Annotated in this window: 9 protein-coding genes; 6 read left to right on the top strand and 3 right to left on the bottom strand. The window is 71.3% G+C overall.

Going from position 1 to position 12,425, the window contains the following annotated elements; translation table 11 throughout:
- Positions 1 to 56: 56 nt before the first annotated feature.
- From aspS to AWB89_RS15390, 3 genes are read left to right on the top strand one after another with little or no spacing between them, the layout of a single operon-like run.
- Positions 57 to 1,838: an aspartate--tRNA ligase gene (gene aspS, locus AWB89_RS15400; protein WP_142282548.1), complete on the top strand. Its 1,782-nt coding sequence runs from the start codon at positions 57 to 59 to the stop codon at positions 1,836 to 1,838.
- Positions 1,835 to 2,266 carry a nitroreductase family deazaflavin-dependent oxidoreductase gene (locus AWB89_RS15395; protein WP_085104049.1) on the top strand — a complete coding sequence of 144 codons (432 nt, stop codon included), beginning with the start codon at positions 1,835 to 1,837 and terminating at the stop codon, positions 2,264 to 2,266. The genes aspS and AWB89_RS15395 overlap by 4 nt, the downstream gene beginning before the upstream one ends.
- Before the next feature lie 9 nt (positions 2,267 to 2,275).
- Entirely contained in the window at positions 2,276 to 3,307 is a 1,032-nt protein-coding gene (locus tag AWB89_RS15390; protein ID WP_085174823.1) for an FUSC family protein, read from the top strand.
- Here the strand turns inward: AWB89_RS15390 and AWB89_RS15385 are convergent.
- Positions 3,302 to 3,691, bottom strand: a complete 390-nt coding sequence (locus AWB89_RS15385) for an MmcQ/YjbR family DNA-binding protein (protein WP_085174821.1) — start codon at positions 3,689 to 3,691, stop codon at positions 3,302 to 3,304. The two genes, AWB89_RS15390 and AWB89_RS15385, sit on opposite strands and share 6 nt — an antisense overlap.
- A gap of 71 nt (positions 3,692 to 3,762) precedes the next feature.
- On the opposite strand from AWB89_RS15385, the gene AWB89_RS15380 reads away from it, so the two are divergent.
- Genes AWB89_RS15380 through AWB89_RS15370 form a run of 3 tightly spaced genes read left to right on the top strand, consistent with a single transcriptional unit; the run spans position 3,763 to position 6,436 of the window.
- Entirely contained in the window at positions 3,763 to 4,695 is a 933-nt protein-coding gene (locus tag AWB89_RS15380) for a transglutaminase family protein (protein WP_085174819.1), read from the top strand.
- Positions 4,688 to 5,743, top strand: coding sequence for a zinc-binding metallopeptidase family protein (locus AWB89_RS15375; RefSeq protein ID WP_085174817.1), 1,056 nt, complete (start codon positions 4,688 to 4,690; stop codon positions 5,741 to 5,743). The genes AWB89_RS15380 and AWB89_RS15375 overlap by 8 nt, the downstream gene beginning before the upstream one ends.
- Before the next feature lie 9 nt (positions 5,744 to 5,752).
- A complete protein-coding gene (locus tag AWB89_RS15370; RefSeq protein WP_085174815.1) occupies positions 5,753 to 6,436 on the top strand; it encodes a DUF6629 family protein in 684 nt (227 codons plus the stop codon).
- Here AWB89_RS15370 and AWB89_RS15365 read toward each other — a convergent pair.
- On the bottom strand, positions 6,433 to 9,051 hold the full coding sequence (locus tag AWB89_RS15365; protein WP_085174813.1) for a circularly permuted type 2 ATP-grasp protein: 2,619 nt from the start codon (positions 9,049 to 9,051) through the stop codon (positions 6,433 to 6,435). The genes AWB89_RS15370 and AWB89_RS15365 overlap by 4 nt on opposite strands.
- Entirely contained in the window at positions 9,051 to 12,374 is a 3,324-nt protein-coding gene (locus tag AWB89_RS15360; RefSeq protein ID WP_085104063.1) for a transglutaminase family protein, read from the bottom strand. Before AWB89_RS15360 ends, AWB89_RS15365 begins: the two co-directional genes overlap by 1 nt.
- Positions 12,375 to 12,425 lie beyond the last annotated feature (51 nt).

The raw sequence follows: 12,425 nt of genomic DNA, 5'->3' as shown, positions 1-12,425 counted from the left end.
AGGACCGAAATTACCTGCCTCTAGACTGGGCACTCGTTCCAACCTCGGGAAAGGGAGTGTTTGTGCTGCGCAGCCACGCCGCCGGTTCGCTGAGAAGCAGCGACGCCGGCCAGCAGGTGACGTTGGCCGGTTGGGTGGCCCGCCGCCGCGACCACGGCGGGGTGATCTTCATCGACCTGCGCGACGCCTCCGGGGTCGCCCAGGTGGTGTTCCGCGCGGCCGACGTCCTGGCCCAGGCCCACCGGCTGCGGGCCGAGTTCTGCGTCGCGGTCACCGGCGTCGTCGAGGTCCGCCCGGAGGGCAACGCCAACCCGGAGATCGCGACCGGCGACATCGAGGTCAACGCCACCTCGCTGACCGTGCTGGGGGAGAGCGCGCCGCTGCCGTTCCAGCTGGACGAGCCGGCCGGTGAGGAGCTCCGGCTGAAGTACCGCTACCTCGACCTGCGCCGCGACGGGCCGGCCGCGGCAATGCGGTTGCGCTCCAAGGTGAATGCCGCGGCCCGCGCGGTGCTGGCGCGGCACGACTTCGTCGAGATCGAGACGCCGACCATCACCCGCTCGACCCCGGAGGGCGCCCGCGACTTCCTGGTGCCGTCCCGCCTGCACCCCGGTTCGTTCTACGCCCTGCCGCAGAGCCCGCAGCTGTTCAAGCAGTTGCTGATGGTGGCCGGGATGGAGCGCTACTACCAGATCGCCCGCTGCTACCGCGACGAGGACTTCCGCGCCGACCGGCAGCCCGAGTTCACCCAGCTCGACATGGAGATGAGCTTCGTCGACGCCGAGGACATCATCGCCGTCTCCGAGGAGATCCTGACCGCGCTGTGGGCGCTGATCGGCTACCAGATCCCGACGCCGATCCCGCGGATCAGCTACGCCGACGCCATGCGCCGGTTCGGCTCCGACAAGCCCGACATGCGCTTTGGGCTGGAGCTCGTCGAGTGCACGGAGTTCTTCTCCGACACCACCTTTCGCGTCTTCCAGGCGCCCTACGTCGGCGCGGTCGTCATGCCCGGCGGCGCCTCGCAGCCGCGGCGCACCCTGGACGGCTGGCAGGAATGGGCCAAGCAGCGCGGGCATCGCGGGCTGGCCTACGTGCTGGTCGGCGAGGACGGCGAGCTGGCCGGCCCGGTCGCCAAGAACCTGTCCGACGCCGAGCGCGGCGGGCTGGCCGGCCACGTCGGCGCCAAGCCGGGCGACTGCATCTTCTTCTCGGCGGGCCCGCCGAAGCCGTCGCGGGCGCTGCTGGGCGCGGCGCGCGGCGAGATCGCCAAGCGGCTGGGCCTGATCGACCCCGACGCATGGGCGTTCGTGTGGGTGGTCGACCCGCCGCTGTTCGAGCCCGCCGAGGACGCGACCGCCGCCGGCGACGTGGCGGTCGGCGCCGGGGCGTGGACGGCCGTGCACCACGCGTTCACCTCGCCGAAGCCGGAGTTCGAGGACGCGGTCGACAAGGATCCCGGCAGCGTGCTGGCCGACGCCTACGACATCGTCTGCAACGGCAACGAGATCGGCGGCGGCTCGATCCGTATCCACCGCCGCGACATCCAGGAGCGGGTGTTCGCGGTGATGGGCCTGGACAAGGCCGAGGCGGAGGAGAAGTTCGGATTCCTGTTGGAGGCGTTCACGTTTGGCGCACCCCCGCACGGCGGCATCGCGTTCGGCTGGGACCGGATCAACGCGCTGCTGTCCGGCGTCGACTCGATCCGCGAGGTGATCGCCTTCCCGAAGACGGGCGGCGGCGTCGACCCGCTCACCGACGCGCCCGCCCCGATCACCGCGCAGCAGCGCAAGGAGTCCGGAATAGATGCCAAGCCGGAGAAGGTTGAGCGGGCATGACGGAAACACCTGACGCCGAGACCATCCACGCCTTCAACACGAGCATCATCGACGAGTTCCGCGCCAACCAGGGCAAGGTCGGGGGCCAGTTCGAGGGCGCCAACCTGCTGCTGCTGACCACCACGGGCGCCAAGTCGGGCCAGCCCCGGGTCAACCCGCTGGCCTACTTCCGCATCGACGGCAAGCTGATCATCATCGGCTCGTTCGCCGGCGCGCCGGTCAACCCGGCCTGGGTGCACAACCTGCGCGCCAACCCGGCGGCGCACGTGGAGATCGGCACCGAGGAGTTCGACGTGACCGCCCACGAACTGCCGCGCGCCGAGCGCGACGAGCTGTTCGACAAGGTCGCCGCCGCGGCGCCCGGGTTCGCCGAGTATCAGTCCAAGACGAGCAGGGTCATTCCGCTGTTCGAGTTGCAGCGCGCCTGACCGCGAGCGATGAAACGAGCAGCGCGCGCCGGCGTCAAACGGCTCCGCGCGCTGTGGTTCTACCTCGTCCAGACGTCGGTCGCGTCAGGTCTGTCCTGGTACCTCGCGCACGACCTGCTCGGTCACCCGCAGCCGTTCTTCGCGCCGATCGCCGCCGCGGTGTCGCTGTCGATCAGTAACGTGCTGCGCGCGATGCGCGCCGTGCAGATGATCTTCGGCGTGATTCTGGGGATCGGCGTGGGCATCGCGGTGCAGGGTGTGCTCGGGCCGGGTGCGCTCGCCATCGCGGTCGCGGCGTTCCTGGCGCTGGTCGTCGCCGTGCTCATCGGGCACGGCTTCATCGGGCAGGGCATGATGTTCGCCAACCAGACCGCCATCTCCGCGATCCTGGTGCTGGCCCTGTATCGCACCAATGTCGGCTTCGAGCGCACCTACGACGCGCTGATCGGCGGCCTCGTGGCGATCGTCTTCGCCGTGCTGCTGTTCCCGGCGGATCCCTTGGCGCTGCTGCGCAGCGCCCGCGTCGGCGTGTTGGGCGTGCTGCAGGGCGTCCTGACCCGCGCGGCGGACCTCGCCGCCGGGCGCCGGGAGCCCCCGCCCGACTGGCCGCTGTCGGCCGTCGATCGGGTGCACGCACAGCTCGGCGGGCTCATCGAGGCACGCACCACCGCCCACCAGGTCGTGCGGATCGCGCCACGCCGCTTCGGGCTGCGCGACGCCGTGCGGGCCGCCGACCACCAGGCCGTGCACGTGGCGCTGCTGGCCGGCTCGGTGCTGGAGCTGGCCCGGGCCGTCGCGCCCGGCGTGGACGGCTGCTGCGCGCGGCTCCCGCAGCCGGTGCACAGCGTGCTGGTGGTGCTCGCGGCCGCGACGGCGCTGGCCGAGTCCGACCCCGCAGGGGCCTGCGCCTACACCGCCTCCGCGCGCCACCACGCCTCGGAGCTGCACGCCGCCGCCCGCGAGAGAACGCAGGTGGTGCTCGCCGACGCCGTCCAGGCCTGCGTCGACGACCTGCAGCGGGTCATCGACCTGCGCTCATAGCGAATCGGCCAGGTACTCCTGGACGAGTTTCTTCGGCGCCTGCGTGAGCCAGGCCTCGGTGATCACCTCCACGAGGTCGCGCACCCCGATCTCGGCCAGCCTGATCAGCACCGCCGGGTAGCCGTCGAAATGCGGGGTGGTGAAGTAGACCCCCGGCTCGTCGGCGATCAACGCGAACTTGACGCCCTCGTCGGAGACCCGGACGCCGAGGATGTCGCCCTCGGGCGGCTCGACGCCGTTGTGCGCCAGCGCCTCGCGGTCCGACGAACGCAGCGGCCGCTCCCACGCCAGCAACTTCTTGCCGACCCGCCACTCGTGCGGTGACGGCTCGGAGGTAAGTGCCAGCTCACCAACGATGCGGGCGACGTCGTTCCACGTGGCCACGCTTTCGATTGTGCTCCCGAAACGGCGCGCTTGGCTCGCGATCGGCAAACGGGGTGTGATGGGATCAGCCTGTGTCAGAAGGCCAGGCCCGCCGGCATCGGGTCACCCATCGCACCGAGTACCGCTATTCCGACGTCGTGACCAGCTCTTATGGCCGCGGCTTCCTGACGCCGCGGGACTCGCAACGCCAGCGGTGCGTGGCGCACGTGCTGACCATCGACCCGGCGCCCGCCGACAGCTCGACCAGCGTCGACAGCTACGGCAACGTCAGCTCCTACTTCCACGTCACCGAGCCGCACCAGGTCCTGACCATCACCAGCGACTCCATCGTCGACGTGTATCCGCCGCCCGCGCAGCGGTACAGCAGCGGGCCGGCGCTGCAACCGTGGGAGGCCGCCCGGCCGGCCGGGCGCCGGGGAGCGCTGGCGACGGAGTTCGCCCTCGACCTGAATCCGCCGGAGATCACGGACGAGGTGCGTGAGTACGCGGCGCCCAGTTTCGCGCCCGAGCGGCCCCTGGTCGAGGTGCTCCGCGACCTCACGTCGCGGATTTTCGCCGACTTCACCTACCGCTCGGGATCGACGACGATTTCCACCGGGGTCGGCGAGGTTCTGGCGGCCCGGGAAGGGGTATGTCAGGACTTTGCGAGGCTGGCGATCGCCTGCCTGCGCGCCAACGGTCTGGCGGCCAGCTACGTGTCCGGTTACCTGGCCACCGACCCGCCCCCGGGAAAGGATCGGATGATCGGTATCGACGCCACCCACGCGTGGGCGGCGGTGTGGACCCCCCAGGAACCCGGCCAGTTCGAGTGGCTGGGCCTCGATCCCACTAACGACCAACTGGTCGACGAGCGGTACATCGTCGTGGGCCGCGGGCGTGACTACGCCGACGTCCCGCCGCTGCGCGGCATCATCTACACCAACTCCGAGCACAGCGTGATCGACGTCGCCGTCGACGTGGTGCCCTACACAGACCCTATTGAAGGCGACCCCTTGCATGCGTGATTTCCACTGCCCCAACTGCGGCCAGCGCCTGACGTTCGAGAACTCCGCGTGCCTGTCGTGCGGCAGCGCGCTGGGGTTCTCCCTCGAGCAGATGGCCCTACTGGTGATCACCGACGGCGACGACGCCGATCGGGCCGGTTTCGTCAGCGCCGCCGAATACGAGCTGTGCGCCAATCGCCATCTCGCCGAATGTAATTGGCTGGTGCCCACCAACCTGCCCGGCGGGCTGTGCACGTCGTGCGCGCTTACGCTGGAGCGGCCCAACGACGCCGACACCGAGGGCCTGGCCGCGTTCGCCCGCGCCGAGGCGGCCAAGCGGCGGCTGATCGCCGAGCTGCACGAAATGAAGCTGCCGATCATCGGGCGCGACCGCGACCGGGACTACGGGCTGGGCTTTCGGCTGCTGTCCAGCGCGCACGAAAAGGTGTTCACCGGCCACGAGAACGGCGTCATCACAATCGATCTCGCCGAGGGCGACGACGTGCACCGCGAGCAGCTGCGGGTCGAGATGGAGGAGCCGTACCGGACGCTGCTCGGGCACTTTCGCCACGAGGTCGGGCACTACTACTTCTACCGGCTGATCACCCCGTCGAGCGAGTACGTGGCGCGGTTCACCGAGCTGTTCGGCGATCCCGACGCGGACTACCAGGAGGCGCTGGACCGCCACTACAACGAGGGCGCGCCCGACGGTTGGCAGGAGAGCTTCGTCTCCTCGTACGCGACCATGCACGCCGCCGAGGACTGGGCCGAGACGTTCGCCCACTACCTGCACATCCGCGACACCCTGGACACCTCGGCGTGGTGCGCGTTCGCGCCGGCGTCGGCGACCTTCGACCGTACTCCTTTGGGCCCCAGCGCTTTTCCCACCATCATCGAGATGTGGCTGCCGCTGTCCTGGTCGCTGAACATGGTGAACCGCTCGATGGGACACGACGACCTGTACCCGTTCGTGTTGCCGGTGGCGGTGCTGGACAAGATGCAGTTCATCCACGACGTGATCGACGAGGTGACCTCGGAGCTGAGCGGGCCCGCGGCGGTCGCGGGATAGGCCGCGGCCATGTGCTTTTCGATCACGGCGGATCTGGTGGTGGGAACCGCGCTGGTGCCGGTCGCGGTGGCGACCCTGCGCGAGGTGAAGCACTGGCGCGAGCTGCCGTTCGCCTTGCTGCCGACGGTCTTCGCGGTTCACCAGTTCCTCGAGGCGGCGGTGTGGCCCAATCGCTTTGTGTCCGCCGGGGTGGCCCACTTCGCGATGTATGCCTATGTGTTCATCGCGCTGCCGTTGCTGCCGGCGCTGGTCCCGGTGGCGGTGTTGCTGCTCGAGCCCCGCGGCGCCCGGCTGCGGGTGGCGCCGTTCGTGGCGCTCGGCGCCGTCGTGTCGGCCTACCTGGCCTACGTCGTGTTCACCAAACCGGTTGGGGTGCAACGGTGCCCGCATGCGCTGGAATACCAGACCGGCGCGCACAACAGCTACTTCTGGGCGGTGCTCTACATCCTCGCCGTGATCGGGCCGGCCCTGCTGTCGGGCTATCGCTCCATTGTCGCGTTCGGGCTGGCGAACCTGGTGGGGCTGGTCCTGGTCGCCATTTTGTACCTGCGGGCGTTCGCGTCGCTGTGGTGCATCTACGCCGCCGTGATGTCGGTCCTGGTGCTGGTGCACATGGTGCGTCGCCGGCGGTTGCCCGATCCACACCGGTACCAGGGCGACGAGCGGGAGCCGGCCACAACGGAGGTCGGCTAGGCCGGCATGACGCGGCGCTCGTCGGGGCCCCACAGCGGCTGGATGCCGCCGGGGAGCCGCAACTGGGTCTCGGCGATGACCTCGGCCAGGTTGCGCAGCTCGGTGTGGATGGCGTCGAGCAGTTCGGCCAGCTCCGCACGGCGCCCGCCGGTGACCGCCTCCAGCTCCTCGGGGTGCGACCGGCGCACCAGGGTGCCGATCTCCTCCACCACCCGCTCGGGACGCGACGACCCCGACGAGCTCGGCAGGTCCTTGAGGTCGGTGCGCAGCCGCTCCAGCTGGTACAGCAGCGACCGCGGGTTGGTCGTGTCGTAGAGCATCAGCTCGGCGACGGCGGCCACGCTGACCTTGCCCACGGTGCGGCGCCGGTAGCTCACCGACGACTCGCACGCGACCAGCGTCGCCTCGATGATCGTCTGCTCGGCGGGCGCGCTGCGGACCTCGGTCAGCGTGGCGCGCAACAGCGCGGTCAGCCACAGCCCGCGCTCGATGCGTTTGCCGATGTCCATCATCGTCCAGCCCACGTCGCGCACCATCGACTCGCCGGCCACCCCCGACAGCGTCAGCATCCCGGCCAGCGTCTGCGCCTGGGCCGAGGCGAGCAGGGCGTCGGCCTCGGCCAGCGAGTCCGGCGGGTCGGGCCGCAGCGCGATCGCACGCTCCACGCCGGCCAACACCGTCCACGTGTCGTTGGACAGCTGGTCGCGCACCGCGCGGGCGGCCAGCGCCAGCCCCTCCACCGACTGCACCAGCGACCCGGACCGGTGGGGGTCCACGGTCAGCGTCCACAGCGTGGAGGGGGCGACGGCGATCGTCTCGGCCCCGTCGCCGCCAAAGCCGGTGTCGTTGCCGGTGATTCGGCCCAGCGCGGCCATCAGCACCGGCACGCACTCGCTCTCCTCGATGTCCTGGTGGTGCCGGTACACGTGGAAGCGGTCGCGGGCGACGATCAGCAACCGGGCCATCTGCTCGGCGCGCTCGCCGTAGCGCCCCATCCAGAACAGGTCGGACAGCACGCGCGGCGAGCTGACGCCCCAGGTGCCCGCGGCGGTCTTCGCGGGTGGGGGCGCCGACGGCAGCGTGATCGTCTCGGCCCGCGCGCGTTCGGTCGGGCGCACCCAGACATCCTTCGCCGCAACGGTTTTCAGCGTGTAGGCGGCCGGTCCGGGGGCCAGCACGTAGCCGGCGCCGCCGATCATGGGCGCGTAGCCGCCGCGCTGGGCGACGGTGAACAGCCGCATGCCGACCCCGGCCGACGACAGCACACCGGCATGGTCGGTGGGCGCCGACGAGAACTGCGGCAGCTCCTGGCCGACCCACTGCCACGGCATGTCCTCGATGCGCGCGGCCAGCCCCGTCAGTTGCGCCGACGAAAGCGTCGGCCCGACAAGGGTATTGCCGCCGACGGTCGACTTGATCAGCAGCGACGACAGGTTGGCCAGCAGGTGCGAGCGCTCGCCCGCGATGCCGCCCCAATACACCGGCGCGGTGTGCAGCAGCGGCTCCTCGCCGAGCAGCCGCTGCGCCAGCTCGGGCAGAAAGCGCAGCAGCCCAGGGCTTTCCAGGATGCCGCTGCCCAGCGTGTTGACAACCGTGACCGTCCCGCGGTGCTGCGCCTCCACCAGGCCGACCACGCCGAGCCGCGAATCGGCGCGCAGATCCAGCGGGTCGGTGTACTCGGCGTCGACCCGGCGCAGGACCACGTCGACGCGTTTGAGCGTGCCCAGCGAGCGCATCCACAGCTTGCCGTCGCGCACCACCAGGTCCGCGCTCTCCACCAGCGGGAAGCCCAGCAGGGTCGCCAGGTACGCCTGGTCGAACGCGGTCTCCGAGTAGATGCCGGGGGACAGCACCACGACGACCGGGTCCTGCGCGACGTCGGGCGCGGCGTCGATGAGCGCCAGCCGCAACGCCTGCGCGAACGGCGTCGTGGGTCGCGGCGCGATCCGTTCGTAGAGGTCCGGAATCGAGTGCGCCACCACGCGCCGGTCGGCCAGCGCGTAGCCCGCGCCCGACGGCGCCTGCGTCCAGTCGGCGTTGACCTGGAAGCTGCCGTCGGGCTGCCGGCTGACGTCACAGGCGTGCATGAACAGCTGGTGGTGCCCGGGCACCTCGATGCCGTTGGCGGGCCGCACGTAACCGGGATGGGCGAACACCAGCTGCGGCGGCAGCACGCCCTCGGTGAGCAGCGTGCGCGGCCCGTATAGGTCGGCCAGCACCGCGTCGAGCAGGCGCGACCGCTGCACCAGCCCGGTCTCCAGCGCCTCCCAGTCGGCGGCGGAAACCACGATCGGCAGGGCGTCCAGCCGCCAGGGCCGGGGCTCGCGGCCGGCGTCGACGTCGGTGTAGGTGATGCCGTCGTTGTCGATGAGGCTGTCCACCACCGAGCGCAGCCGGTTGAGCCCGGCCCGGCCGCGCTCGGCGACGGCGTCGGCCAGCTCGGACCACGCCGGCCGCACGTCGCCTTCGCCGTCGACGAACTCGTCGTAGCCGATCCCGGGGCCGTGCCGCAGGTCGAACAGCGCCTCTTGGGCCCGCGCGGTCCGGTACCCCGCCAGCAGCCGGTCGGCGTCGTAGTGCCCGCCGGTGTCCAGTGCCGAGTTGGGAAGCGCCATCACTGCTGCACGGTACGGACGCGCCGCAGGTCAAGGATGCCCGGCGCGCCGATGTCGGTGAAGATCCGCGCCTGGCGCTCCCGGATGGCGGCCAGGTCCAGCTTGCCCGGGGTGAAGCCGGTCGCCTCGAAGCGCCGCGCGCGGCGCGACTCGGCCTCGACGGCGTTGACCGGCGGCTCGTCGTAGGCGCGGCCGCCGGGGTGCGCGACGTGGTAGGTGCAGCCGCCGCGCGACGTCCCGGTGGTGAGGTCGACGAGCTCGAACTGCAGGGGGACGTCGGTGCTGATGGTCGGGTGCAGCGCGCTGGGCGGCTGCCAGGCCTTGAACCGCACGCCGCCGACGTGGATGTCGGGGTTGTCGGTGGCCAGCAGCGGCACCGGGTAGCCGTTGGCGGTCACCACGTAGCGGTGCCGGTCGGCGCCGATGATGCGGACCTGGATGCGTTCGACCGACGAGTCGACGTAGCGCGCCGTGCCGGTGGCGGTGGACTCCTCGCCGAGGGTGTTCCACGGTTCGATCGCCCCGCGCAGCTCGATCTCCACGCCGTCGAAGACAGCGGTGCCGATGCGCGGGAAGCGGAACTCGGTGAACGGGTCCAGCCAGCTGGTCTCGAAGGGTATGCCGTGCGCGCGCAGGTCGGCGGCGACGTCGGCGATGTCGTGGATCAGGAAGTGCGGCAACAGGTATCGCCCGTGCAGGTTGGCGCCGTGCCGGATCAGCGGGGCGCGCAGCGGTTCGTCCCAGAACCACGCCACCAGCGAGCGCACCAGCAGCGACTGCACCATCGCCATGCGCAGGTGCGGCGGCATCTCGAAGCCGCGCAGCTCGAGCAGGCCGAGCCGGCCGCGGGGGCCGTCGGGGCTGTACAGCTTGTCGATGCAGAACTCGGCGCGATGGGTGTTGCCGGTGATGTCGGTGAGCAGGTGCCGCAGCGCGCGGTCGGTGACCCACGGCTTGGCGGCCCCGCCGGCGCACAGCCGGGCGATCTCGGAGAACGCGATCTCGAGCTCGTAGAGCGCCTCGGCGCGGCCCTCGTCCACCCGCGGGGCCTGCGACGTGGTGCCGACGAATCGCCCGGCGAACAGGTAGGACAGCGACGGGTGGCGCTGCCAGTAGGTCAGCAGCGAAACCAGCAGGTCGGGGCGGCGCAGCAGCGGCGAGTCCGCGGGCGTCACGCCGCCGAGCGTGATGTGGTTGCCCCCGCCGGTGCCGCCGTGCGTCCCGTCGACGTCGAACGACTCGGTGGACAGCCGGGCCAGGCGGGCCTGCTCGTAGAGGCTGCCCAGCAGCTGCGCCTGTTCGTCGAAACTGGCGGTGGGCGGCACGTTGACCTCGATGACGCCCGGGTCGGGGGTGATCGTCACCGACCTCAGCCGCGGGTCCGGCGGGGGTCCGTAGCCCTCGATCACCACCGGGCAGTCCGCCTTGGCCGCGGCCGCCTCGACCCGGGCGACGAGGTCCACGAAGTGTTCCAGGGCCTCGGTGGGCGGCAGGAACACGTACAGCAGGCCGCGGCGGACCTCGGCGACCATCGCGGTCGGCGGCGCCGAGCCGGGTTCGACGACGACGGCGTCGCTCGCGGCGTCCGCCGCGAGCTCGCCTCCCGCGGACAGTGGATCGGCGTCGAACGCCGGCCGGGGCGGCCGCCAGCTGATCGAGTCCAGCGGCAGCCGCAGGCCGGCCGGGGAATCGCCTTCCAGCAACACGATCCGGCCGCGGCGCAGCCGCCAGTTCGCGCTGGCCCAGCCCAGGTCGTCGTCGCGGCGGTGCAGCGGTAACACGAAAGCGGCCGGGGCCGTGGTGGATTCGTCGAGGCGCGCCAGCAGCTCCGCGCGCCCGTCGGCCGTGTCGGTGCCGAGGTCGTCGCCCGGTGGCACCGGATCGCCGTGGGGCTTGCGCACCTTGGCGGCCAGCCGGGCCAGCGGGTCCTCGTAGGCCGGCCGCACCTGGGCGGCCGGCAGCGCGAAGCCGTCGGCCACCCCGCAGAGCACGTCGTAGGCCGCGTCGGGGTGCACCAGGCCCGGCGACCCGTCCCAGGGGTCGGCCAGCAGCGCGGCGTCGGCCCACAGCGGCCGCCCGTCGGTTCGCCAGAAGAGCGCAATCTGCCAGCGCGGCAACGGTTCTCCCGGATACCACCGGCCCTGTCCGCGCTGGATCAGCCCCTGCGGGGCCCACGCCTGCCGGAGCCGGGCGGCCAGATCGGAGGCCCGCTGCCGCTTGTGCGGGCCGTCGGCGGCGGTGGTCCACTCCTCGTCGACCTGGTTGTCGACCGACACGAACGTGGGCTCACCGCCGACGGTCAGCCGGACGTCGGCGGCGGCCAGCCGCTCGTCGACGCGCCGCCCCACGTCGCAGATCGCCCGCCAGGCGTCGTCGGGGTAGGGCAACGTGACGCGCGGGTCCTCGTGCACGCGGGTGACGGTGTTGGAAAACTCCAGCGTCGATTCGCAGGGCTCGGTGCCGCCGCTGATGGGCGCCGCGGTCGCCGGGTGCGGCGTGGCCGCCAGCGGGATGTGACCCTCGCCGGCGAACAGCCCCGACGTCGGGTCCAGCCCGATCCAGCCCGCGCCGGGGATGTACACCTCGGTCCACGCGTGCAGGTCGGTGAAGTCGGCGGCCGGTCCGGACGGGCCGTCGAGCGCCTCGACGTCCGACGCCAGCTGCACCAGGTAGCCGGACACGAACCGGGCGGCCAGGCCCAGCTGGCGCAGGATCGAGACGAGCAGCCACGCCGAGTCCCGGCACGAGCCGACCCCGTTGCGCAACGTGAAATCCGGTGTCTGCACGCCGGGTTCCATCCGCAGGCTGTAGGCGACGTCGGCGTTGACGGCGCGGTTGAGGGCGACCAGGAAGTCGATGGTGCGCGTGCCGTCGCGCACGGTGAAGTTCTGCAGCCACGCCCGCACCAGCTCGCCGGGGCCCGCGCCTTCGGAGTCCGGGCCGTCCTCGTCGACGGGCCGCAGGTAGGGCTTGAGGTCGTCGGCCAGCGCCTTGGGGTAGGTCCACCCGCCGGCGGGCCACGTCTCGGCCCAGTCCTCGATGAAGAAGTCGAAGGGGTTGATCACCTTGAGGTCGGCGATGAGTCCGACCGTGATGGTCAGGCGGCTCATCGGATTCGGAAACACCAGCCGGGCAAGGAAATTGCCCACCGCGTCCTGTTGCCAGTTGACGAAGTGGTCGCCCGGCTCGACCCGCAACGAATACGCCTCGATGGCGGTGCGGGAGTGGGGCGCCGGGCGCAGCCGCACCACGTGCGGGTACACTCGGACCAGGCGGTCAAAGGTGTAGCTGGTGCGGTGCTCCAGCGCGACTTTGATGCTCACCCGCTGATCTCATCACAAGCGCGACAAGCCTGCAGCGCAGCGAGATTCGGC

The organism is Mycobacterium paraense (assembly GCF_002101815.1).
Lineage (GTDB): Bacteria > Actinomycetota > Actinomycetes > Mycobacteriales > Mycobacteriaceae > Mycobacterium > Mycobacterium paraense.
The sequence above is the reverse complement of the archived record's forward strand: the minus strand, read 5'-3'. Positions and strand labels throughout refer to the sequence as shown.

What these genes read in the sequence shown, in the direction of transcription:
- AWB89_RS15370 (WP_085174815.1), top strand. Translation starts at nt 5,753, where the DNA reads ATGTGCTTTTCGATCACGGCGGATCTGGTGGTGGGAACCGCGCTGGTG.
- AWB89_RS15375 (WP_085174817.1), top strand. Translation starts at nt 4,688, where the DNA reads ATGCGTGATTTCCACTGCCCCAACTGCGGCCAGCGCCTGACGTTCGAG.
- AWB89_RS15390 (WP_085174823.1), top strand. Translation starts at nt 2,276, where the DNA reads ATGAAACGAGCAGCGCGCGCCGGCGTCAAACGGCTCCGCGCGCTGTGG.
- AWB89_RS15365 (WP_085174813.1), bottom strand. Translation starts at nt 9,051, where the DNA reads ATGGCGCTTCCCAACTCGGCACTGGACACCGGCGGGCACTACGACGCC.
- AWB89_RS15395 (WP_085104049.1), top strand. Translation starts at nt 1,835, where the DNA reads ATGACGGAAACACCTGACGCCGAGACCATCCACGCCTTCAACACGAGC.